This is a genomic window from Tateyamaria sp. (assembly GCF_039940735.1).
Lineage (GTDB): Bacteria > Pseudomonadota > Alphaproteobacteria > Rhodobacterales > Rhodobacteraceae > Tateyamaria.
In genome coordinates this window covers 26,501-51,110 of record NZ_JBDVGB010000036.1, presented here as the reverse complement: position 1 = coordinate 51,110, position 24,610 = coordinate 26,501, and the positions used below count along the sequence as shown (strand labels likewise).

Here is a 24,610-nt window from a genome sequence, read left to right as displayed (position 1 = left end):
TATTTTGACTTCCTCCATTCAGGAATCAAATCCGTTATGTTAGACATCCTTTAAAGGAGACCTGACATGACGACGAATTTCCTATCGCACATCACGGATACGCTGGCGCAAATTGATGCGGATGGGATGACCAAACGCGAACGCATGATCACTTCGCCTCAGGCTGGTCGAATTGATGTAGGCGGGCGCGAAGTGCTGAATTTGTGCGCCAACAATTATCTAGGGCTGGCGGATCACCCAGATCTGATTGCGGCTGCCAAAGGTGCGATGGACAGTCATGGTTTTGGCATGGCCTCTGTTCGTTTTATCTGCGGAACACAGGATTTGCACCGCGAACTTGAACACCGATTGGCAGCATTCTTAGGGAAGGACGACGCCATTCTGTTTGCCGCATGTTTTGATGCCAATGGTGGTCTGTTCGAACCCCTTTTGGGCCCGGAGGACGCCATCATTTCAGATGCGCTAAACCATGCATCGATCATCGACGGCATTCGGTTGTGCAAGGCGCAACGCTTTCGTTACGCAAACAACGATATGGCACAATTAGAGACACAATTGCAGGCCGCCCGCGCTGCCGGTGCGCGCCACATCATGATCGCAACAGACGGCGTGTTTTCAATGGATGGGTATCTGGCAAAGTTAACCGAGATCACGGCGCTGGCCGCGCAATATGATGCTTTGGTTATGGTTGATGATTGTCACGCCACGGGCTTTATGGGCCCCAAAGGTGCTGGAACGCCCGCGCATGCAGGGGTCGAGGTCGATATCTTGACGGGAACACTTGGCAAGGCAATGGGTGGCTCGATTGGGGGGTACATCGCCGGGCCGCAACCCGTGATCGACTTGTTGCGGCAACGGGCGCGCCCCTATCTGTTTTCGAATTCTTTGCCGCCCGCGATTGTCGCCGCTGGTATCGAAGCGATCCGGCTGGTGGAAGAAGGTGACGCCTTGCGTGCGCAATTGTTCGACAACGCAGCTTATTGGCGGGCCGGTTTGACGCGGTTGGGTTTTGATGTGCTGCCGGGTGAACACCCCATCATTCCTGTGATGCTTGGTGATGCGCAAATCGCGCAGGACATGGCGGCAGGTTTGTTTGACGAAGGCGTCTATGTTTCGGGGTTTTTCTTTCCGGTGGTGCCACGTGGGCAGGCACGTATTCGCACGCAGATGAATGCTGCGTTGACGCGGGATGATCTGGATCGTGGGCTTAAGGCCTTCGAAGTCGCAGGCAAAGCCATAGGAGTTTTGTCATGACCAATGAAATGATCGCGCTGGAAAAAACGCACCCTCGCGAAGGGTTGTGGCAAGTGACAGCACCGGTGCCCGAGATTGGCCCTGATGATGTCTTGATCCGCATCACCAAGACCGGGATTTGCGGCACCGATATTCACATATGGAATTGGGATGATTGGGCTGCGGGCACAGTGCCGACGCCCATGATTACAGGCCATGAATTCGCGGGCGAGATCGTCGAATTAGGCTCTAACGTGCAGGATTTCACGCTTGGTCAACGATGTTCCGGAGAGGGTCATCTGATTGGCAAGTCGTCGCGTCAGTCACGTGCCGGCAAGTTTCATCTAGATCCTGCCACGCGTGGGATTGGCGTAAATGAACAAGGCGCCTTTGCCGAATACCTTCGATTGCCGGCCTTTAACGTGGTCCCGTTGCCGGATGAAATCAGTGACGATATCGGGGCGATCCTCGATCCGCTTGGCAACGCTGTTCATACCGCGCTTAGCTTTGATCTGATCGGAGAAGATGTGTTGGTCACAGGCGCTGGGCCTATCGGGATTATGGCAGCCGCAGTGGCCCGGCACGTGGGCGCGCGCAACGTCGTGATCACCGACGTGAACCCAGATCGTTTGGCGTTGGCTGCGCAGGTTGCAGATGTGGTGCCCGTCAATGTTGCGCAAGACGATTTGCGGGACGTTATGCCAAGGCTGAAGATGACGCAGGGTTTTGACGTGGGTCTTGAGATGTCCGGCAATCAAGCGGCTTTGGATCAGATGGTCGAGGCAATGACCATGGGCGGACGCATTGCAATGCTCGGGATTCCGCCCGGTAAGTCACCCGTAGATTGGAGCCGCATCGTCTTTAAGGCCATCACCATCAAAGGTGTCTACGGCCGCGAGATTTTCGAGACGTGGTACAAGATGATCGCCATGTTGCAGAACGGTTTGGATGTATCCCAAGTTATCACACATCGTTTTCATGCACGCGACTTTGCCGATGGCTTTGCTGCGATGAAATCTGGTTCGTCCGGTAAGGTGGTGCTTGACTGGACTTAAGCGCCCAGCGGCACCCGGCTCTTGTCGGTCAACAACCAACTTTGGGTGCCTTCAAACACGGCGACTGTCAGCGGCTTGCCATATCCAGCCCCTGTGTCGAGGTTAACCCGATTGCCATAATGCGTTGGGGTGTCCACGGGTGTGTGGCCATGTACGATCAGTTTTGGGAATGCCTCGGTGAAACTATGGAATTCTTGTCGAATCCATAGCAGGTCTTCTTCGGTTTGATCCTCAATTGCGACACCGGGGCGAATGCCGGCGTGTGCAAACATCAGATCGCCAACGACGTGACTTAGCTGCAAGCCTTGAAGGAAAGCGATATGCGACGCGGGCACGGCTGCATGAGCCTCCGCCTGGACATCCTTTTCGCGTCGTCTGCCGCTGGCATCCACGCCATAAGAGGCCAGCGTTGTGTCGCCACCGAGACGCGGGTGCAACCAATAAAGCTCGACCATCAAGTACGGATCATGTTGCAGCGGTTTTTGCATGAACCATTCAAACATGCGATCGTGGTTGCCCTTAAGGAACGTCCAGTTGCGTTTGTCTTGTTGCCCGTCGACCAATGTGTCCAGAACCGCGCGACTGTCCGGGCCACGATCGGTGTAATCGCCCAGAAACACGACATCAGCGTCTTGCCCGCCATCCGCTTCGATCAGCGCCAATACGCGGTCAAGTTCGGCTTTCTGGCCGTGAATATCGCCAATGGCATAAATGGGATGTGACATAGAAAACCAATTCCGAAATGAGAGACGCTTGCCGCTTAACTGAATTCAGGACTGGATGTAAGATGCATGGCCTGATTGAACTTAACGCATTCCTGTATCCGTTAAAAATTGGGCAATCCTAGTTGCATCCGCAGATTTCGAGTTCAACAGCGCTTTGATTGTGGAAATTGGGGCATGCGCGATTTGGCATCATGACGCGGTGCGTGGCAGTGTGGTGTATTACACTACAGCCAGGCGATGAAAGTCGGGCGTCGACGTCCCCGCGGACCTATTAGCTTAGGCAGCTTTGGGTCAAAATACCTTGCCGCAGCGGGGCGGGATGCGGTTCCCACAGTTTTGGACGTCAGACATACATAACCCATTTGAGGTTTAGCATGGCGATTTCCGTAAAGAGGTAAGGCGCACATGATGTGCGCCTTACTTTCATGAACCTTAGACGACTTCGAAGGCCAATGGTTTCACTTGCTTGAACATACCGGTGCCCTCAAGTGCTTGTAACACATCAGGGGTTACCGCGTTGTCGACGTAAAGCAAGGCAATTGCCTCGCCGCCGACAGTATCCCGGCCAAGAGTAAAGTTGGCGATGTTTACGCCGTTCTTGCCCATGGTGTTACCCAGCAGGCCGATGATGCCCGGCACGTCTTCGTTCGTGGTGTACAGCATATTCGCGCCAACTTCGGCGTCGATGTTGATACCCTTGATTTGGATGAACCGTGGCTTGCCGTCGGAAAACACAGTGCCAGCCACCGAACGTTCGCGCTTGGATGTCACGACGGTCACTTTGACGTAACCATCAAACGTGCCGGATTTATCCTGATTGGTGGTCGAAATTTTGATGCCGCGTTCTTTAGCGACAACAGGGGCGCTGACCATATTCACATCGGGGTTCACACGCTTCATGATACCAGCGACAACACCGCAATTCAGCGCCTCGAGGTTCATTTCGGATACGACACCGTCATAAAGGATGTTGATCGCTTTGATAGGTTCGTCCGTCATCTGACCAATGAAGCTGCCCAAGTGACCCGCAAGCTTGACCCACGGACCCATGACCTTGGCCTCTTCTGCCGTTACCGACGGCATGTTCAACGCGTTTTCAACCGCACCGGTCAGCAAGTAATTCGCCATTTGGTCCGCGACTTGAAGTGCGACGTTTTCTTGCGCTTCGGTGGTGGCTGCGCCCAAGTGTGGGGTGCAAACGACGTTGGGTAAGTTGAACAGCGGGTTTTCCTTGGCCGGTTCTTCGGCAAAGACGTCAAAAGCAGCACCAGCGACATGACCAGATTTCAAGGCTTCGGCCAGTGCGACCTCATCCACAAGACCGCCACGGGCGCAGTTGATGATCCGCACGCCGGGCTTCATCATTGCGATCTTTTCGGCGTTGATCATGTTGGCGGTCGTTTCGGTTTTGGGCACGTGCAGGGTGATAAAGTCGGCACGTTTGACCAGGTCGTCGAGTTCAACTTTCTCTACGCCCATCTTCTCGGCTTTTTCGGTGCTCAGGAAGGGATCGAATGCGATGACTTTCATCTTGAGGCCGCGCGCGCGATCACAGACGATGCCACCAATGTTGCCGGCACCAATCACGCCAAGGGTCTTGCCAGTCAGCTCGACGCCCATGAACTTGGATTTTTCCCATTTGCCCGCATGCGTAGAAGCGGAGGCCTCTGGGATTTGACGGGCGACTGCGAACATCATTGCAATCGCGTGTTCAGCCGTTGTGATCATGTTGCCGAAAGGCGTGTTCATGACGATCACGCCGTTCTTGGAGGCGGCCTCTTTGTCGATGTTGTCCGTGCCGATGCCGGCGCGGCCGATCACTTTCAAGTTCTTGGCGTTTTCGAGGATCGTGGGCGTGACGCGTGTGGCAGACCGGATGGCAAGACCGTCGTAGTCGCCGATGATTTGAGCCAGCTTTTCCTTGTCTTTGCCAAGGTCGGGTTGGAAATCGACTTCGATGCCGCGGTCTTTGAAAATTTGAACTGCGGCGGGGCTGAGCTTGTCAGAAATGAGTACTTTGGGGGCCATTATATTGGTCCTTTTGGATGTCGGATGGCGGAGAAAACTCCGCCTTACGGGAATGAAAGGAAGGGTAAGGCGGAGTTTTCTCCGCCTTAAGTCAGCTGCTTATTTCGGCTTCGAAAGCCCAAGCGAGCCAAGGCAACATGGCCTTGATGTCTGACGTTTCAACCGTGCCACCGCACCAGATGCGCAAGCCTGGAGGGGCATCGCGATATGCACCAATGTCGAGTGCCACGTTTTCGTCCGCCAGACGTTTTGCCACGGCTTTGGCAAATGCCGCGCCATCCGTGATGCGATCGTCACTGAACTTGAGGCAGACAGACGTCGTCGATTCCGTCGCCGGGTCAGCCGCAAGGTTGTCGATCCAATCATGCGTCGCGACGAAATCCGCAATTGCCTTTGCATTGGAATCCGCACGTGCAATCAAACCTTTGAGCCCGCCGACCGAACGCGCCCAATCGAGTGCAAAAAGATAGTCTTCGACGGCAAGCATCGAGGGTGTGTTAATCGTTTCACCGACAAAGATGCCTTCAATCAACTTGCCACCTTTGGTTAGGCGGAAGATTTTTGGCATCGGCCAAGCAGGCGTGTAGTTTTCCAACCGCTCAACTGCGCGTGGCGATAGGATCAACATACCGTGTGCGGCCTCGCCGCCCAGTACTTTTTGCCAGCTGAACGTGGTCACATCCAACTTGTCCCAAGGCAAATCCATCGCAAATGCAGCCGAAGTCGCATCGCAAAGCGTCAGCCCTTTGCGATCTGCTGGGATCGCGTCACCATTTGGCATTCGCACGCCGGATGTCGTGCCGTTCCAAGTAAAGCAAACATCGTTGTCGTAGTTCAGGGCGGCCATATCGACAATTTCGCCATAAGCGGCGGTGTGGACCGTATGTTCAATCTTTAGCTGTTTGGCCACGTCGGTGACCCAGCCTGCGCCGAAACTTTCCCAAGCAACCATTTCAGCGGGACGTTCACCCAGCAAGGACCACATCGCCATTTCATAAGCGCCCGTGTCCGAGGCAGGTACGATACCGATGCGGTAATTGTCAGGCACACCCAGGATGTCGCGGGTTTCTTCGATTGCCTGTTTCAGCTTCGCCTTGCCGACGGCTGCACGATGCGAACGGCCCAAAGGCGCGTCGGACAATGCGGTTAGGTTGTGTGTGGGGGGTTTGGCACATGGGCCAGAAGAAAAGCGCGGGTTTGCCGGGCGCGCGCCCGGTTGATTCATAGTCATTTCTGCTATCCTTACAGATAATCGCCCTTCGTTGGGGAAGGGTGTCCCACCGCCGGACATACGGAACCCTTGAAAAAACAGCAACAGACAAAGGGACGCAGCTTGCCGATAAATGCTGCCTTTTGTAGAATTCCCTAGGAACGCATGTTTCCTATTGGCACAAACCTAGTCGTGCATAGTCTTGGTCTTGACCCAGCCGGGGGTCAGTTTCGGCAACTAGACAACTTACCCCCGCATCCCTGAGAAGACTTCACGGCTTTTGCGGTAAAATTCGGAATTGTAAGCAACGACCCTACCAGTTCACATACAACGCCGCCGTTGACTTGCCAGCGAACGAACTTCAATGCTGCGCGAATGATCCCTGTCTCACATTCCATCCTTCGTAAAAGGTGCCTGTTCTGTTTCGTTAAACAGATCGTTAGGCCTTTTTGAGTGTATTCAAGAACAGCGCCACGAAGGTTACCGGAAGGTAAGTCATCGGAGCATGGGAATATAAAATGAACTTTCTATTAGTTTGAAAGCTGCGACTTTGTTTGTTTCCAAATGTTGTCCAAGTGCGAAATTCCGTCCTTGATCGCCTCGGCGTCTCCGACCTTTGCGGCATTCTCAACGGCTTTGAGTGAACTGCGCAATGGATCTGCCCCGAATACTGCCGCGCTGCCAGCGACCTTGTGGGCGCGTGCGGCGATTTCAAGGTAATCCTGAGTGGTTTGTGTCCTCAACCAATCCTGAAAGTCATCTGTCTCACTTACAAATCGGGACCTGAGTTTGGCAAAGGTCACTTCGCCTAAAGCCTCACGGGTTTCAGCAATATGGTTTATGTTGAACATGGGCGTATCAGAAGTTCCTTCTGTTTCACCATTTTGACGTAGGACCTCGCGCAATGCGTCACGGGATAGGGGTTTAGTGAGAATTCCGTTCATCCCATCGGCTAGGAATTCTTTCTGTTCTTCGACCATAGCGTTCGCTGTGAGGGCAACAATGGTCGTCTCTTTCGAGGCGCCCTCTTGGCTGCGGATCGTACGTGTTGCAGTGCGCCCGTCCATGACGGGCATGCTGATATCCATCAAGATCAAGTCGAATGTGGTCGCCTTTGATGTCTCGACACCTTGTTGCCCGTTGTGGGCCACAACAACAGTGTGGCCATCGGATTGAAGCATTTCGCTGGCGACGATGCGGTTGATTTCGTTGTCTTCGACAAGAAGAATGTTCAATCGTCGGCTTGGCGGTGTTGAAAGGACCTCGGTTTCGACCTCTTTTGGCGCGGCCGCTTGGGTTACCGGCATTTTAACCCAAAACGTGCTTCCCTCGCCGACGACACTTTCAACACCGATAACCCCGCCCAAAGCGTTCACAAACCGCTTGGCGATGCTCAAGCCTAGTCCAGTCCCACCAACATCGCGATCATAGGCAGTGTTGCCCGTCACGAAGTCGTCGAAAACGCGCTTGGTCAGGTTTTCAGACATACCCGGGCCTGTGTCGGTAATCTTGATGAGCAATTCGGCGGCATCTTGTTCGCCAACGTTTTCAATGGTCACTACGACCTTACCCCGTCGCGTGAATTTAACCGCATTGCCGACTAAGTTCATGATGACATGTTGCAACTTGTCATGATCGGACATGACCCAGTCCATACGGGGGCCATGCCATAGCCAAGTCAAAGATGTCTCGTTCTTTGAGGCTGTGCTGTTTTGATTGTCTACAATGTCTTGCAACAACGCAGAAATGTTCACAGGTTCAGACCGCGTATTGAGCTTGCCAGCATCGTAGCGCGTGATGTCCAAGACGTCGGAAATATGGTTCATGAGAAGGCGGCCTGAGGTTTCCATGTGTCCGACGTAACGGTCTTGTTTGCTGTTAAGTTCAGTGTCTTGCAGAAGGTTTAAGTTACCTAACAAACCGTTCAGTGGCGTGCGAATTTCGTGGCTCATCGTTGACAAGAAATCAGTCTTTAACTTTTCTCCGGCAAGGGCCGCGTCGCGGGCAGCCACCAATTCTGCTTCGGCAGCGACGCGTTGGGAAATGTCACGCAAGAACGCGATGAAGATTTCGCCTTGGTCTGTTGTCGCTGATTGAATGGCCAATTCGACAGGAAAAATACGGCCTTCGCGATGCTTGGCTTCCAATTGAACTCGGCCTTTACCAACGACATGTTTTTCGCCCTGGTCACGCATGCGCTTCATCCCTGCGTCATGCGCATCACGCAAGTGGTCAGGAACGATTACGGATCCAATATCTTTGCCAAGTACGTCGCGTTCCGAATACCCAAATATCCCCTCGGCAGCGGGGCTAAATTCTAAAATGAGCCCGTTGGAATCGCACACAACCACCCCATCCAAAGAAGTGCTCATGACCGTGGTCATCCGGGCCGACGTTTGTTTATTCTCTTGCTCGCGCCGATAAATTTGCATGTTCAGACGATTTAGAAACAGGATGGCCATCAACAGCACAGTAATCAGGGCAGTGAGCGCAATCGCCAGCTGCGTCATTGTGCGCGCAACGTTTTGGCGTTGTGCGTCAGCGGTTTCGGCAAAAACGTTTAACCCTGAATTGCTGAGAGCGCGAACCGTTGGTGCGATATCGTGTGTCATTTGAGACAACTGGGAAAGCTGCTCTATTAATTCCGCGTCTTGCGCATCAATCAATGGGACAGTTTCGTCAAAAAAGGCGGCCAATGTGTTTATGTGTTCGCGGGCCGTGGAATCGGCACGCAGAGCTTCAAAAATTGTTGCTTCTTGCACCGTCTTGACGCGACTGAAAAACACATCGAATTCTTGTCGAAGCTTGGCCGGTTCAACTGGGACGTTGTCCACCTGCTGAACAAATTCCAGAAACTCGACTTGGGTCTGAACCAAAGTCCATTGTACATTGTCGGACCGCGCAGAGCCAAGCAATCTGATCTCGCACGAGACATTGTACGCAAGAAGAGCAATGGCGCATATCGCGACAAGGCCCGCGAAGATTGCGAACTTGCGGCCCTTTCTCTTGGGTAATGATTGAGAGTTTAGCACCCTAAAACCTCTTAAGCTTGCATTGGCCGACGGACCTATAGGGCTACTTAACCACATCCAGCCTGTCGAGTTGCCAGATGCTTCGAGAATAAATCACTTCTGTGCGGTAATTGGCATTGCTGTCGTAAGGGTAGACGACCCACAGTGGTCCCTTGTCTCGTACAGACATCTCTTTGCCATCCATCAGATAAGCAATGATCGGGCCGTTTTCCACGGCGTCTGTGCTAGGGATTTTGACGGTATAGTCATTGATGGCTATTGCTAGAAACTGTCCTTCTTCAACCCCTATTTCGGCGGCAAGATCCACGAGCGAGACGCCAGTGAAGGTGTGAACGCCATTTGTCCAGATCGTCGATGTCTCGAACGAGGTTGCGGGCAACCCTGTCAGCATGTCGCGATCCAGAACAAACTTGTCCTCAATGTTTGTTTTGGTGATGTCGCCAGAAATGGACAACAAAACGTCCCCCGCTGGAACATCGGCACTGTGCGCGATGGTTGGGACTGAAAGACCGACGGCCAACACAAAGCCAAGAGACCTTTTAGCGGTGCAAATCAACATATCACTATCCTTTAAGACGATGCCGATCTTATGCCGTCGATCGAAAGTTCCGGCATCTGGGCATACGGATACGGTCCTATCCGTTCGGATAAGTCACCTATTCTGTTGGACGTGGGTCATCCAATCGAACAAAGGGCTAAGCTATCCCAATGGGTGACGGAACGCCCCATTCCCCCTATCGCCTGCGCCATTGATTGGTCATAGTCCTGTCTCATAATGTGCCTGCAGGTAACGAGGAAAGTGTGATGAGAATTCTAATTGCCGATGACCATGACCTGCTCAGAGACACGCTGGTCATGTTTCTAGAAAACGAAGGCAGTATGGTAATTGCCGCCGTAGGAACATTTTCGCAAGCGGCGGAACGCATTGAGACCGACGCGCCTTATGATCTCATTTTGCTTGATTACAATATGCCCGGGATGAATGGTCTGGATGGGCTTAAGTCCGCGATCGCCATGGGCGACGGTCAGAAGGTCGCTCTTATTTCGGGTGAAGCAACCAAACAAATTGCCGAAGCCGCGCTTGAGGCCGGGGCGTCTGGTTTTGTTCCGAAATCGTTGCCAGCAAAGTCGTTTGTCAACGCTGTAAAGTTCATGGCAATGGGAGAGCAATATGCACCCATCGACTTTATGACAGCGCCGGACGAAGCAGAAACCAACCCCTTGGCCGAGAATTTGACCGACCGAGAGTTACAGGTTCTCAAGGGATTGACGCAAGGCAAGGCCAACAAGGAAATCGCCCGCGATTTGGATGTTTCTGAACCGACAGTCAAACTCCACATGAAAACGCTTTACCGCAAAGTGGGGGCTGCCAATCGAACGCAAGCAGCGCTGATCGCCCGCGAAGCAGGGTTGTTTTAGAACCTATCCATTTGGATGGGGTCGCGACACCAATACCCTTAAGGTGACCCGTCCGCGTAGATGCAAAGTGTCCTGGGTCTCTGTATTTCCACTTTAAGGAGATACAAGATGACCCCGCAGAGTTCACAAACTATACGATCGATCAGATTGACGCATTCGCCTATGCGCTCGGGGATTTCTTTTCGCGGCATGGGTGATGCGGTTGCGCCAGAGCTCCCCGCAGTTTTCAGTGCTCAATCAAATAGGCTTGTCGAGCATACCGGCCAAGAACGTTTCCAATGACAAATTTAATGGTCGTCAAAAAAACTGCATGTCAGCAGAATCCGCAACCGCAATCAAGCCACGTGCATGCACCGGAAACCTCGCCGCTTCGGATCATTGTTGCTGAGGACAGCGAGGTCCAGAGATTGTATTTGTGCAGCATGATCAATGGCCTTGGCTACGACGCCATTGAAGCCGAAGATGGGCAGGCGGCCTTGGATCTTGTGACAAGCTCTCAAACGTCAATTGTGATTAGCGATCTGGCCATGCCCAGATTGAACGGCATTGGTCTAACCCGAGAAATCCGAGCCCTTGATCTGGAGTACTACGTCCATGTGATCATGTTGACGGGTGCAGATGAAACCGAAATTCGTGACAAGGCGCTACTTGCAGGTGTGGATGATTTCATCACCAAAGGGTCCAGCACGCAAATGCTTAAGGCGCGCATTCGAACTGCAACGCGCCTGATCAATCATGCGGCGGAGTTGGCCGAACGCACACGCATAATCAAAGAAGCGAACGACCGCATTCAGGAAGATCTGCGCGCTGCGGCAACGGCGCAACGCCAGCTTTTGCCAAATTTGCAAAACGATATTCTTGGTTTCGGAGTCGCATCCGCGTTTGTGCCTTCCGCTATTGTGTCGGGCGACATGTTTGGTTGTTTTCCCTTAAGTGAAAGCCAACTTGGTTTTTACGCGGTCGATGTGTCGGGTCACGGCGTGCATGCATCGCTTTTGTCCGTTGCGATCGGTCATTTGGTGACGCCAGATTACTTTCACAGACATGCATTCAACGAGGCCGGTCGACCTGATCCTGCCGCCATGGTTGCAACCTTGAACGCGCGTTTCAGTGCTTCTGAAAACGATGATTACTTTACTATGTTCTGCTGCATCATCGACACAACGAACGGTCAGATGGACTTCTGTCAGGCTGGTTATCCTTCAGCGTACTATGTCGATCAGGCGGGCCAAACGATGACGATCGGTGATGGCGGATTTCCCGTGGGTATGATCGATACCGCTCATTACGAAAACAACGATCATCAGTTTGAAGTCGGCGCCGCGTTGATCATCTGTTCTGACGCCGCTGCCGAAGCCGACAACTTAAATGGTGCACCTTTTGGAACAACGCGTGTCCGAGAATTTGCACAGTCTTTCCCTGCGGTCGCCATCAAAGATATCCCAGCAAAACTTGTCCATGCCCTGAAGACGTGGCGTGACGGCGCACCATTAGAAGACGATTTGACGGTTGTCGCGTTAGAAAGGAAGTTCCAATGATCCACACAAAAATAGTTGAGACAAACATTACCGTCATTGGGCCCGGCGTCGAACGCTTAACAGCCCTAAATGCAAAGACGTTTAAGGACGAGGTTGCGGCCCTGATTAATGGTGGTGCGACGCAAATTGTCATTGATTTCCAAGAGGTGAATTTTCTGGATTCATCTGGTCTTGGTGCATTGGTCGGGGTCTTAAAAAAGATAGGCCATCGCGGAGACCTTGTTGTGGCGGGGCTTAACAGCGATGTGCAGCAGATGTTCCGCATTTGCCGGATGGATCGCGTGTTCACCGTGTACAGCAACGCGGAAGAAGCTCTCCGGATGATGGTGGAAGCGCGGTGATCGAGCACCGTTATCATATGAAAAACGCGCTTGAGGACGTCGATCCGATGGTGATGTCTTTGAAGGATTGCGTTTGCGGAGCCCTAGAACCTTCAGTGGCTTTCCGGTTTGAGGTTTGCGCCTCGGAGACGCTGAAGAACATCGTTAAACACGCAAAGCCCGTTACTTTGGACGGGCAAATTGAAGTCACCTTAACCGAAACAACAGATACTCTTTTGATGACGGTGTTTGATCCTGTTGGTGCCGCGTATTTCGATCTTCGTGATCACGCGCCCGATTTGGAAACGGTCGATCCCCTTGCTGAAAGTGGACGGGGTCTTGGCCTGATCATGCACTGCGCCGACACCGTTGATTACGGAATGTCTAAGGGCCGAAACCGTTTGGTTCTTAGCTTTAAAAAGGGCCTCAAGTGCCCCACTTAACCACCCCAATTGATAAGCAGTTTGGAGAACAAGAATGAAGACCAACACCGTATCTAACTGGTTGCTTGCAACCATGGTCGCAACGTTCGGGTTGTCGGCGACAGGAACAGCTATGGCTCAGGATGTTGACGGATCAACGGCGGTGACCATCGATGGTGTGACCTTGAATGGTGAAGATTACCGTCGTGTCACTATTTCATCTCAAACGCCCCTGACCATTACTGGGTCGGAACCGGTTATGGCGGAATGCATCCGCGGTGAAAGAACGCAATCTTCTGCACATTTCGGCAGGAATGGAGTGTTGAATGAACGCGAATTCGCGATGGCAAAAACGGCGTGGTCGTATTTCGAAGAATTCTATCAATCCGATACCGGTTTAGTAAATGCGGTCGGGAATTTTCCTTCGACGACCCTTTGGGACACCGCATCTTATATCAGTGCTTTGGTTGCCGCATATGAGCTTTGCGTGATCGATAAGCGCGAGCTCGATCGTCGCGCGTCTCAACTTATCAAAACACTGCGGAACTTGCCGTTGTACCGGGGCGAAGCACCGAACAAGGTCTATAATTCAGCCACAGGTGCCATGGTTGACTATGCCAACAAACCAGGCGAAATCGGTATGTCTGCCAATGATATTGGGCGTCTATTGGTCTGGTTGAAAATCCTCAAAGAACGTCACCCGCACCTTGCAAACAGTGTGGACAACGTGCCGATGCGTTGGAATTTTTGCAATCTGGTTGGCGAAGAAGGGCGCATGTTCGGATCCTTTGCGAAAAGCAACGGCGAAACGCGTTACGTTCAAGAAGGCCGCCTAGGCTATGAAGAATATGCCGCCAAAGGTTTTGCGCTTTGGGGCTTTGATATGGGTCGTGCGATGGCGCCCCAACCACTGGAATATGCGACAATCTACGACGTTCGAGTGCCTTATGATGGGCGGGACCCGCGTGTATTCCGCAGCCAGAATTACGTGCTGACCGAAGGTTACATTCTAGATGGCTTGGAAATGGGTTGGGATTTGCCGGACGATGGCAGCAATGACGGTATGGTCGCAAGCAACGGATGGCGCGCTGAATTTGCTCAACGCATCTATCTTGTCCAGCAACGACGGTTTGAACAGACAGGCATCATCACTGCACGGTCTGAACATCAGGTCGAAGGCAGCCCATACTTTGTTTACGACAGCATCTTTGCGGGAGGATATGCATGGAATACGCTGGACCCGACGGGCGAATACCAGCCCGATCGTGCGGCGGTATCTGCGAAGGCTGCCGTCGGCCTTTGGGCCCTTTGGGACACGGATTATACCGATTTGTTGTTTGAAACTGTCGCTGACCTTTCTCAACCGGATCGCGGGTTTTATGAAGGTCTGTACGAAAACGGCAATGGTTTCATCCCGTTGCAAACGGCAAACAACAATGGGGTGATCCTTGCCGCACTTTTGTACAAAGTGCAGGGACCCATTTTGCAACATGTGAACCAGAACACCCAAGTGTGGGACACTGCATTCATCGGCACAGACATTCGTGACAATAAATGCCATCCCAATCGCATGGTCGAAGAAGTTCCTTGCTGCGCCTGCGCCAACCGGAACACCATTCCCCCCGTCATTCCAGTGGAAGAGTTCCTGTATTGTCGTCCACTTGTTGGCTCAACAGAAGTCGCAGCGACCGAGTGCAGCACTAAAGAACATAACCTAGATCTGCCGAAGGTGCGTCAGGTTTTGCCATCCAGCTGTTCAATTTCGGCGTCCAAGCCATGACGTCGTCGTCCAAACCTCGCCTGATCTGGTTTGACGCAAACCGAACGTTCGCCGCGATGGGAGTTGTCTTGATTCATTCGACAACGGATTTCAGTGGCAAGGTGTTCCCCGAAGCTTCGCAAGGGGAACGCTTTGTTCCGGTGTTCCTACGCTCAATCGGGGAATTTTCAGGTTCTGAAATGTTCTTCATGTTTTCGTTGTTTTTGATGGCCATGCGCGTGGATAAAAAAATGCCAACCTACGGCAGCGCAATCGCCACACAAGCCCATCGCCTGCTTGTACCATTCTTGTTTTGGGCAGTGTTTTATGCGTTTTTCAGATTGATCAAAGCAGACGCGTTTAACTATGCGCCATACATCTGGGATCAGCTTGGTCAGGTGCAAAGTTGGCTTGGTTATCTGATCTTAGGTAAATCCCAGTATCACATGCATTTTCTGCCGACTTTGTTTGTTTTACTTCTGTTTTATCCAGTTATGCGATCGGCGACGCGGTATCCCATCCTTGGCCTTACGGTCGTCATCACCATCGGAGTGATGAACAATCTTCATGGGTTCATTTGGGGCTTGGACATTGATGCCACCTTGCGCGACTACATCCTGCGCATGGTTAAGATATTTGGCTATGTTGGGTATGGTATGGCGGCCTTTGCGATTTACGGGCTCTGGAACGATGGAATCCCTCGCGGCGAGTCCCGCTTGATACGTCGCGTAGCGCTGTACTTTGCCGTTCTTGCCTATTTGGCGACACTTCCATTTTTCCACATTGCGTTCGAAACTGGTGCGTGGGGCATAAGATCTGGATGGGACTTTTACGGGCATTTCCTTTTGCCGGTGCTTGTGTTTTTTATCTTTATGGGGGGGCAATATCTGTACTGGTCTGAACGGTGGACCTTGCTCGCTAAGTATTCGTTTGGTGTTTACCTTGTGCATCCGTTGATCATCGACTTGTTTGACGTGGCGATTTTCACAACGGGCTTGTCGGATCATATGACGCCGTCGCTTGTCGTGATTAGTCGATTTGCATTCGCCTTGCCGATGTCGTTCGGATTGGCAGTGGGTTTGTCCAAACTCAGATCGCTCGCATGGACTATCGGGCTTGGACCAACGCCGTGGGATGTCGCACGATTACAGCAGGAAAGCGCATAACCGTGGATAATTATTTTCGCAAATACGAAGACCGCACACCGGAACCGCCGTTAGGTTATTCGGCGACGCGTGAATTGCTGTGGCAATTTTTGGCGGTCTTCGCGCTTGTTGTAGGTGCGTGGTATATTTGGTGGCGCTGGACTGGGTCGTTGAACACCGAAGCCTTGTGGTTTGCGATCCCCTTAGCCGTGGCAGAAACCTGTGCTTTCTTTGGATTGATTTTGTTCGTTTTCAACCTTTGGAAAGACGACCCCATCGCAATGCCAGAGCCACCTGTGACCCTGCGCGACATTGCAACTGACAACCCTGACGGTGATCGTGTTTTGATCGTCGACATCATGTTTGCGACGTACAATGAAGACCCCGAATTGGTGCGCCTTGGTATTAAAGATGCAAAGAAAATTACCTATCCGCACCCGATCGATATCCGCATTCATGTGCTGGATGACGGACGTCGGAACGAGATGCGCAAAGTGGCTGAGGATGAGGGTGTAAGTTATATTTCACGCGCCACAAATGAAGGTTTCAAAGCGGGAAATTTGCGCCATGCAATGGAACAAACTTCGGGTGATTTATTGATCATTTGCGACGCAGATACGCGACCATTTCCTACAATTCTTCGCAACACTTTGGGTTATTTCACGGACCCAAAAATCGCATGGGTGCAGACCCCACAGTGGTTCTATGACCTTCCTGAGGGCGAAAGCCTTGACGCGTCCATGGGTCAACGGTTTGGCAAAGTCGGGGCCACGATTGGGCGCGGCATTCAAAACGTTATTGGCCCTGTGCAAGTGGGTAATGATCCGTTCGTGAGTGATCCCAAGATGTTCTATGACATCATTCAACGGCGTCGAAATTGGGCTAACGGTTCGTTTTGTTGTGGGGCCGGATCCATCCACCGACGCGAGGCTGTCATGGAGACCGCGCTTCGCAGCTTTGGCACCAAGGTTGAGACGCGCACACATGCGACTGAAGAAATAATTACGGTTACAAACAAAGAACGCGATATTGCACCGGATTTGATGGACGCTATTCGAACCGAGGCAGCGACAACCGAAATTTTGACGCCTTACAAGTTCCATGTCTCTGAAGATATTTATACCTCTATCTTGATGCATTCGGACCGCGAACGCGGTTGGAAGTCCAAGATGCATCCCATTGTGGAAAGCAAGATGTTGTCGCCCCAAGACCTGCTGACTTGGACTGTCCAACGCTACAAATATGCGGGTGGCAGCCTTGATATTTTGGTCAATGACAACCCGTTGTTTCGGCGTGGTCTGACGTTCTCCCAACGCGTAATGTATGCGACAACATTTTATTCCTATCTTGCGCCAATCTGGAATGTGATCTTTCTTGTTGCGCCGATCATTTATCTGTTCACAGGTGTATCGCCCGTGTCGGCCTATTCGGCGGACTTCTTTTGGCATCTGATCCCATTTCTTGTGACGCTTGAGTTGGCCATGATGGTCGGAACATGGGGTGTTTCCGGCTTTGCCGCCAAATCAAGTTATTTGTCTTTCTTCCCTTTGGGGCTTCGCGCCATCTGGGCTGTGATCACGGGACAAAAGATATCTTTCAAAGTCACTCCGAAAGCACGTCAATCGGGCAACTTTCTAGCACTTGTTCGGCCCCAAATGGCAATTGTCGGGCTGACCGCCTTGGCGTCGGTTTGGGGCATCAGTGTACTTTTGCTAGGGCCAACAACACATTCGGCGACGGGCATAATTTCAAACATCCTTTGGGGATTCAACAATTGCTTGGCCATGTTTGGCATAATCGCTGCCGCACTCTGGGTGCCGAAATTAGACGAAGGGACCGACGGATATGGGCTTTAAAAACAACCTCATTAACGCACGTAGCCACATCATCTTTCTGGTCGCTTTAGGGTGTGGTCTGGCTTTGGTGACTTCTATTGATCGCCGTCTTGAAACGGACCCGATTGCATCAAATACAGGCACGCAAATGGCACAGTTCGAAGACATTACTCCGTTGCCTTTGGCGGTCACTGGCGCATCGTCTGAGACAGACCTTGAATACGCCCGCGTCGCTTGGCGATATTTTCAGAACAACACAAATCCCAACACGGGCCTTGTGAATTCGACCGACAACTACCCCTCTACGACGATGTGGGAAACGGGGTCTTATTTCGTCGCGACGATTTCGGCGGAAAGACTGGATATCATTGAACGCACAGAAGCAACGGCGCGGATTGGGCAGGCACTGGAAACGCTTCAAGAGATGCGTCTGTTTGATGAGATTTTACCGAACAAAGCCTATGATGTGCGCACGGGCGATTTGGTCAACTATGCGAACGAACCGGTCGAAAGGGGTTTGGGATGGTCAGCTTTAGATATTGCTCGCATGGTTGGTGCGCTCGGCCACGTCGAAGCAAATTACCCGGAACTGGCCCTCGACACGTCATCCCTGATGGAACGCTGGAGCCTTTCTAGCATGGTGGAAGATGGCCAACTTATTGGGGGCAACATGATCGACGGAAATCTGCGTCGCGATCAAGAAGGTCGCGTTGGATATGAACAATACGCCGCTAAGGCGATGATGCTGTTTGGGTTTGATATGTATCGCGCCTATGACGCGGAAAACCATCTGATGGTGCGTGACGTCAAAGGGCATGCGATTCCAGTCGATACGCGCCTGCACCGTAATATTACCCCCGCATTCACCGTCAGCGAACCATACTTGTTTGATGGGTTAGAGTTTGGGTTCGACGCACGTTCGCACCGGTTCGCCACATCGATATACGCGGCTCAAGAGGCGCGGTTTCGCGAGACTGGTATTTTAACGGCCGTTAGCGAGTCACACATCAATGTCGCCCCCTATTTTATCTATTCTTCCGTTTGGGGCGGCGGTGCGCCTTGGGCGGTGATGACCTTTAGCGGTGATCGTATGGATAGCCGTCGCACGGTAACGACAAAAGTTGCCTTTGCTTGGGATGCATTATTCGGCACGCAGTATACACGTGAACTTTTGACCGCGATCGCCCCTTTGGGTGATGCGGAACGTGGTTGGCCGGAAGGCATCTATGAGATTGACGGCACGACCAACACGTCGGTCACCGTCAACACCAACGCAGTGGTCTTGGCCGCACTGGCATTTCGCGCCCATGGCCCCTTAATCCGGAAACAACCATGAAGTATTTTACATATCCCTGTGTTGTGGCGTTAAGCTTCTTGGGCACTGCAGCTATCGCGGACCCTTGTGTTTCAGCCACCTTTGATCGTCCGCTCGAAGGGGCGACGGATGTCGTTTCATATGTGTCAGATGTGCCGTCGGCTTATTTTCCCGCTTTTTGGCAGGAAGGCAATTTTGACGGGTTCAAGTACAAGATGTTTGCAACCGCTGAGGCAACGGTGCGCCCGATGAATCCAAATCAGTATTGGGCCATCGCACTTACTTGCGATACTTCTGAACAAGCGTGCGCATCAGTTAACACAGGGTTACCACCCGCAGATGCCATTGCTGTGGCGCAAGACATTGGCCAGTGCTTACTTGGCATAGAAAACGAGACGGTCGCGCCAACCCTTCCTGTGCCCCCACAGCAAGATTTAGCTAATGCCAACGAAACAGCAGAGACACAGGCGTTGGTCATCCAGGACGACATAACTTGTGGCAGCGCAGCGTTAAACGAGGCCACCGATGTCGCCACAATGCAGCGCCTTTTAGTGATGGCAGGACAAGATCCGGGGCCCGTAGACGGATTCCTTGGGCCACGGACCTTTTTAGCGATGGAAACTTTCGTCACGGGTGCCAATTGGGGTACTTCTATTGCCAAGGTCATCGCCTTGCTTGATGCGCGCCTTTGCGAGGGTGCAACCTAAACCATCCGAAACCGGCTAGCGATCTCGACGCGAAGTTCGCGATAAATTTGTACACCTATTGCCTTCAGTCATAGCCAGCAGTGTTCAGGGCCTATCCGTTTGGGGCATCGTTTGTCTCTTTGACCTTTAGCATTTTATTCCAAGTCCTGCGAAACAAAGTCTATCTCAACACCCGGTGCGTTCAGGGTCGCCTCCCCCTCCAATGGCCTCCCTGAACGCACGAAAATGAATGGACGTAGCATGGCAACCGATTTCACTCAGACGACCAACGATATCTTTGGAACAGTCGAAGACGACGTGATCACAACGACCGATGTGTCCAAGGTAAACGGTTTGGAAGGCGATGATTTGCTCGTCAGCACCGATGCCAATGACCTTGGCGCAGGTGATATGGTTGGTGATGAATGGACGTTTGTGAACGGGGAGTGGATTTACAATTACGGCGTAGTCATCGTGTCCGATTATGGATTGAATCGATCGTTCGACGACACGATCACGACTGGTGCAGGGAACGACGTTCTGCTGGGCAACGGCGGCAACGACAGCCTTGATGCTGGCGACGGCAATGACCGTGTGAATGGCGGCAGAGGCGACGATATCGCGTTCGGTGGAAACGGCGATGATATTCTGAACCTAGAAAATGGCGATGATTATGCCGAAGGCGGTGTTGGTCACGACATCATCAACGGCGGAATAGGCGATGACGTGATCTTTGGCGATGTCAAAGGCGACAACCTGCTTTCTGATTTCAATGGGTCCGCGACAACGTTCGACGCTCTTGCTCAAACGGGCACTTGGACGATGAATGACTCTTTTGGTACATCCGTTATCTCTCAATCCGCACAAACGGTAATTGGAGAAAGCTACACGATTTCCTTCAGTCTTGCGGCAAACTTGGCGGGTGGTCATTCATCAGGTGCGGTTGAAGTAATCTGGAACGGTGAAGTCATCGACACGGTTCAAGCCACCTCGGGTGCTTACGAGACCTTTGAAGTCGAAGTCATCAGTGACGGCAGCCAAGGTGAGTTAAGTTTCTGTTCTGTCGAAGCTGATTCAAGTGTTGATTACAACTTTGACGGCCCGATCGTGACCTATGAAACCGAAATGGTTATCGGTGGCGAAGACGTGTCCGTTCAGGCATTTGCGCCCGGCCAGGCACAACTATACCAAGTCATTGACGGGCAACTGAATATCTTTGATGTCGACGCTAAAGAATATGTTGCGATCGGTGATCAACCTGATTTCAAAATCAATTCCGTAGGGTTTAACATTGAGGATGATCTGATTTACGGGGTCGCCAAATCCAATGGCACGGATTCATTGGGCAACGCAGTAAGCGTTTCTGATATTGTTATGATTGACGCCTCAGGTTCGACCTTTCGCATCGGAGAAGGGTTCTACGCGGATTACGTGGGTGATTTCGACGACAATGGGAACTTGTGGACATTCCATTCGAGCCTGAACCGTCTGAGCGTGGTGGATGTTGATCGGTTAGACGCTGATGGTAATCCAGAAATCTCTCATTTTAAATTCCCGACGAACCTGTTTTCCGACAGGACGTTCGACATGGCCTTCAATGCTGAAGATGGAAAATTCTATGCAATTGTGGCCCCAAGCACCAATGGAGGAGACGGCAAGGTCGTGGCGATCGATGTCAGCACAGTTGCTGATGGCGGGATGCCAGTTTTCTCAGAGATTGCTATCACCGGAACGCTTTACGGCGACACCATGGAAGCCGGCCTTGCCAAAGGTGCCTATGGCGCTGTCTTCCTTGACGGTGAAGGCAACCTTTATTTTGGTCTGAACGAAGGTGATCATGATTTGGATTCTTCAACCGACGTTGAAGGTGCGATTTTCAAGGTCAACATGGATTGGGAAACGGGTCAGGCATATGCTGAATTTATGTCCGAGGCCCCTTCAACTGGATCCAATGATGGCGCAGTTGATCCCAGGTCTTCTGACGTGTTTTCTGAAATTGACGCAGATGCCGCAGTTCTTATTCAGGAAGTCACGCTTGTGGCGACAAACGGTGGCAATGACAAACTACGTGGCGGCGCCGGTGTTGATGAAATCCACGGAAACGGCGGCGATGATACCCTTCACGGAGGATCGGGTGGCGACGAATTATTCGGCGACGATGGCGATGATCGATTGAACGGTGGCACTGGCAATGATTGGATGTCAGGCGGCGTCGGGAATGACAGGATCCTTGGTCAAAGTGGTGATGATGTATTAAACGGTGACGAAGGTGACGATTATCTTCATGGTGGAGCCGGCGACGATGTTTTGTCTGGCGGCGAAGGTGTCGACAAGATTGTTGGTGGGACTGGATCCGATACCATCGAAGGTGGCAAAGGGGACGACAACCTTTGGGGCGGAAATTGGGTGGATGACGTAACCACGGACACCTTTGTGTTTTCGGCAGGCGCTGGCAAAGATTACATCCATGATTTCGAAACTGAGTTTGACCTTATTGATCTGTCGCACTTTGGCACGACGTTTAGCGCGGTGAGTGACGTGACAATTGATCATGGATGGGCGACTGTGATCGATCTTCAAATGCTGACCGGGGCCCAAGACGGTGACCGGATTGTTTTGATGGCAGTTAATGCGGATGAACTTAGCGCTGACAGTTTTGTCTTTTAAAACGGCAAATCTGGGCGGCGGATGATGGAGCGACGAAATCTGCCGCGCCACAATTGTCTGCACTGCGGTCAGGGTGGTGTCGTAGGCGAAGGGTCGTTATAGCGCCGTCTAGAGCTTTACGCGCGGTGCGCCCGCCCCTTTTCGGAACTTTTGCCTGATGTTTGTTTGCACTTTGTTAACGTCCCCATCGAAACCTTCGTTGGACCCGGCTTTGGTTGAGTCTTTGCGCAATGCGTGGGGTGGAGGGGATGCACAGTGGTTGGCTGTAGATGAGGCGGTCGCGTTTTCCTTGAATGTCATGCCAGACAATCGGTGGGAGGTTTGGGCCGACGTGCAAAAGTTGGGCGTCGATCTAGTGATCACTCCGTTGGCAGGACGGCGCAAGGCGATGCTTCTGGCGGACATGGACAGCACCATGATCCAGCAGGAATGCATTGACGAGCTTGCAGATGTTGCTGGCGTCGGTGACCGAGTCAAAAGCATCACAGCGCGCGCCATGAACGGTGAACTGAATTTTGAGGCCGCTTTGCGTGAACGGGTCGGATTGCTTAAAGATCTTCCTGAAAGCGTCATTTCCGAAGTTCTGGCAACGCGGATCACGTACATGCCTGGTGGCGCGGTTTTGCTTGCGACGATGAAGCGAGACGGTGCCTATGCGGCATTGGTTTCCGGTGGGTTTACCGCCTTTACTTCGGCCGTCGCGGGCCATCTTGGGTTTGACGAAAATCGCGCGAATACCTTTATTGTTGAAGACGGTGTTTTGACCGGAGACGTCGGCATGCCGATCCTTGGGCAACAGGCAAAAGTTGATGCGCTGGAAGAAATCACTACGCGTCTTGGTTTGGAACCTTCGCAGGTTTTGGCTGTGGGTGACGGTGCCAACGATCTTGGGATGTTAGGGCGTGCGGGCATGGGGGTGGCTTTACATGCCAAGCCCAGTGTCGCGGCGCAGTGTGATGTGCGGGTGAACTTTGGTGATCTGACAGCGCTGTTGTACCTGCAAGGTTACGCGAAGTCCGAATTCGCCGGCGCATAGGGGGCCAGCCCCCCAGCCTGCGGCTTCCCCCCGGAGTTTTTCTGGCAAGATGAAGTTGATACCTTAAAGAAGAACGGGCGCTGCGCGAAGATATCCGGTTTCTAGGCCATCCCAGTTTTTGATCGGAGCGTTGGTATAGGCAAGCGCTTCGGGGTGATTGGGGTCGAGTGCGCCCAACCGGACAAGAATTTGGGCCATAGCACATTCGCTGGCTCGCGTGGCACCGTCTGTAATCTTAAGCGCGACGCCCATTTTTTGTTCCGGCAGTATCGCGACGAAATATCCTTCGGCCCCGGTTTTTATTGCAACGTTGTTGCCCGCGGCCCGCATGAGGCGCGTGCAGCCGCGGCCTTCACCTGCGACTAGATCAGGATGTTTGGCCATTGCGTTGCGCAGCTGCCCTTGGGGGCTGTCGTTATCTGCCGCAGCATATGCGGCCATTGCGCGGGCCATACCGTGCAACGTGCACGCGTGGTTCGGGGCGGAGCAGCCGTCGATCCCAAAACCGGGTGATGTTTCTTGGGTCATCCGCTCAAAAGCGTCCAAGCAAGCGGTTTGCACGGGGTGGTCGCTGGCGACATAGTTGGGACCGCCGTTCAAGTGGGCAGAAAGCGTTAGAAAGCCAGCATGTTTGCCTGAACAGTTGTTGTGAATGCGGCAAGGAGATTCATGCGCGCGGATCATCGCATCGCGGATGTCTTGATCGCGGGATACTTGTGTGCCGCAGCAAAAATCATCGTCTGTTTTGCCGATGTGGGCCATCCATGCACCGATCTTGTCCGTGTGGATCGCGGCACCTTGATGCGATGCGCAAGCGAGTGCGAGGTGTTCGGACGTGAGGTTGTGCGCGGCAGCGGCTCCACTTTCGATCAACGGCAGGGCTTGTAGCATCTTTGAAGACGACCGAGGCAGCACAACGGCTGTCGGTTCCCCCCACGATTCCACGATCTGACCGGTGTCATCACAGACCACTGCATGGCCCGAATGCGCGCTTTCCAAGAAGGGTCCACGCCAGATTTCAGCTAAAGTCACGGCGTTATGGGCTGGATGCGTCATATTTCCCCTCACTTCTGCGCGAAAAACTGCCAATTCAGCTTTCCTGCGTCGCGAATTTCGCGCTAATGTGCCACTTGTCGAGAAGAATTGCCGTCCTTGCAAGAGAATGCGCCAAAAACGGTGTGCCAG

At 52.5% G+C, this 24,610-nt stretch carries 19 protein-coding genes; 13 read left to right on the top strand and 6 right to left on the bottom strand.

What is annotated here, in order from left to right; genetic code table 11:
• Window positions 1-66: 66 nt before the first annotated feature.
• Window positions 67-1,254, top strand: coding sequence for a glycine C-acetyltransferase (locus tag ABJF76_RS06690; RefSeq protein WP_413819024.1), 1,188 nt, complete (start codon window positions 67-69; stop codon window positions 1,252-1,254).
• On the top strand, window positions 1,251-2,288 hold the full coding sequence (tdh, locus tag ABJF76_RS06685; protein ID WP_413819025.1) for an L-threonine 3-dehydrogenase: 1,038 nt from the start codon (window positions 1,251-1,253) through the stop codon (window positions 2,286-2,288). The genes ABJF76_RS06690 and tdh overlap by 4 nt, the downstream gene beginning before the upstream one ends.
• On the opposite strand, the gene ABJF76_RS06680 is transcribed toward tdh, so the two are convergent.
• From ABJF76_RS06680 to ABJF76_RS06660, 5 genes are all read right to left on the bottom strand, one after another.
• Complete coding sequence (locus tag ABJF76_RS06680) at window positions 2,285-3,013, bottom strand: metallophosphoesterase family protein (protein ID WP_413819026.1); 729 nt, start codon at window positions 3,011-3,013, stop codon at window positions 2,285-2,287. The genes tdh and ABJF76_RS06680 overlap by 4 nt on opposite strands.
• 432 nt (window positions 3,014-3,445) lie before the next feature.
• Window positions 3,446-5,041: a phosphoglycerate dehydrogenase gene (gene serA / locus ABJF76_RS06675; protein WP_413819027.1), complete on the bottom strand. Its 1,596-nt coding sequence runs from the start codon at window positions 5,039-5,041 to the stop codon at window positions 3,446-3,448.
• Window positions 5,042-5,132: 91 nt separating this feature from the next.
• Complete coding sequence (locus tag ABJF76_RS06670) at window positions 5,133-6,272, bottom strand: phosphoserine transaminase (RefSeq protein WP_413819028.1); 1,140 nt, start codon at window positions 6,270-6,272, stop codon at window positions 5,133-5,135.
• A gap of 509 nt (window positions 6,273-6,781) precedes the next feature.
• Window positions 6,782-9,166, bottom strand: coding sequence for an ATP-binding protein (locus ABJF76_RS06665; protein WP_413819029.1), 2,385 nt, complete (start codon window positions 9,164-9,166; stop codon window positions 6,782-6,784).
• Window positions 9,167-9,326: 160 nt separating this feature from the next.
• Window positions 9,327-9,842 (bottom strand): molybdopterin-dependent oxidoreductase, encoded by a 516-nt coding sequence (locus ABJF76_RS06660; protein WP_413819030.1) that lies wholly within the window; start codon window positions 9,840-9,842, stop codon window positions 9,327-9,329.
• A gap of 245 nt (window positions 9,843-10,087) precedes the next feature.
• Here ABJF76_RS06660 and ABJF76_RS06655 point away from each other — a divergent pair, with 245 nt between their 5' ends.
• The 11 genes from ABJF76_RS06655 to serB all read left to right on the top strand — a co-directional run bounded on the left by ABJF76_RS06655 (window position 10,088) and on the right by serB (window position 23,425).
• Window positions 10,088-10,702: a response regulator transcription factor gene (locus ABJF76_RS06655; protein WP_413819031.1), complete on the top strand. Its 615-nt coding sequence runs from the start codon at window positions 10,088-10,090 to the stop codon at window positions 10,700-10,702.
• A gap of 278 nt (window positions 10,703-10,980) precedes the next feature.
• A complete protein-coding gene (locus ABJF76_RS06650) occupies window positions 10,981-12,240 on the top strand; it encodes a PP2C family protein-serine/threonine phosphatase (protein WP_413819032.1) in 1,260 nt (419 codons plus the stop codon).
• The gene (locus ABJF76_RS06645) at window positions 12,237-12,581 is read left to right on the top strand and encodes an STAS domain-containing protein (protein ID WP_413819033.1); all 345 of its coding nucleotides are present in this window, start codon (window positions 12,237-12,239) and stop codon (window positions 12,579-12,581) included. Before ABJF76_RS06650 ends, ABJF76_RS06645 begins: the two co-directional genes overlap by 4 nt.
• Complete coding sequence (locus tag ABJF76_RS06640; protein ID WP_413819034.1) at window positions 12,578-13,003, top strand: ATP-binding protein; 426 nt, start codon at window positions 12,578-12,580, stop codon at window positions 13,001-13,003. The genes ABJF76_RS06645 and ABJF76_RS06640 overlap by 4 nt, the downstream gene beginning before the upstream one ends.
• Before the next feature lie 34 nt (window positions 13,004-13,037).
• Window positions 13,038-14,762 carry a DUF3131 domain-containing protein gene (locus ABJF76_RS06635; RefSeq protein ID WP_413819035.1) on the top strand — a complete coding sequence of 575 codons (1,725 nt, stop codon included), beginning with the start codon at window positions 13,038-13,040 and terminating at the stop codon, window positions 14,760-14,762.
• Window positions 14,759-15,907: an acyltransferase gene (locus ABJF76_RS06630; protein WP_413819036.1), complete on the top strand. Its 1,149-nt coding sequence runs from the start codon at window positions 14,759-14,761 to the stop codon at window positions 15,905-15,907. Before ABJF76_RS06635 ends, ABJF76_RS06630 begins: the two co-directional genes overlap by 4 nt.
• A 2-nt stretch (window positions 15,908-15,909) precedes the next feature.
• Window positions 15,910-17,742 (top strand): glycosyltransferase, encoded by a 1,833-nt coding sequence (locus ABJF76_RS06625; protein ID WP_413819037.1) that lies wholly within the window; start codon window positions 15,910-15,912, stop codon window positions 17,740-17,742.
• Window positions 17,732-19,057 (top strand): DUF3131 domain-containing protein, encoded by a 1,326-nt coding sequence (locus ABJF76_RS06620; RefSeq protein ID WP_413819038.1) that lies wholly within the window; start codon window positions 17,732-17,734, stop codon window positions 19,055-19,057. Before ABJF76_RS06625 ends, ABJF76_RS06620 begins: the two co-directional genes overlap by 11 nt.
• Window positions 19,054-19,743, top strand: a complete 690-nt coding sequence (locus tag ABJF76_RS06615) for a peptidoglycan-binding domain-containing protein (RefSeq protein WP_413819039.1) — start codon at window positions 19,054-19,056, stop codon at window positions 19,741-19,743. The genes ABJF76_RS06620 and ABJF76_RS06615 overlap by 4 nt, the downstream gene beginning before the upstream one ends.
• Before the next feature lie 240 nt (window positions 19,744-19,983).
• A complete protein-coding gene (locus ABJF76_RS06610) occupies window positions 19,984-22,389 on the top strand; it encodes a calcium-binding protein (protein ID WP_413819040.1) in 2,406 nt (801 codons plus the stop codon).
• Window positions 22,390-22,546: 157 nt separating this feature from the next.
• Entirely contained in the window at window positions 22,547-23,425 is an 879-nt protein-coding gene (gene serB, locus ABJF76_RS06605; protein ID WP_413819041.1) for a phosphoserine phosphatase SerB, read from the top strand.
• A 63-nt stretch (window positions 23,426-23,488) separates the two neighbouring features.
• Here the strand turns inward: serB and ABJF76_RS06600 are convergent, their stop codons facing one another.
• Window positions 23,489-24,481, bottom strand: a complete 993-nt coding sequence (locus ABJF76_RS06600) for an asparaginase (RefSeq protein WP_413819042.1) — start codon at window positions 24,479-24,481, stop codon at window positions 23,489-23,491.
• Between the last annotated feature and the right edge of the window lie 129 nt (window positions 24,482-24,610).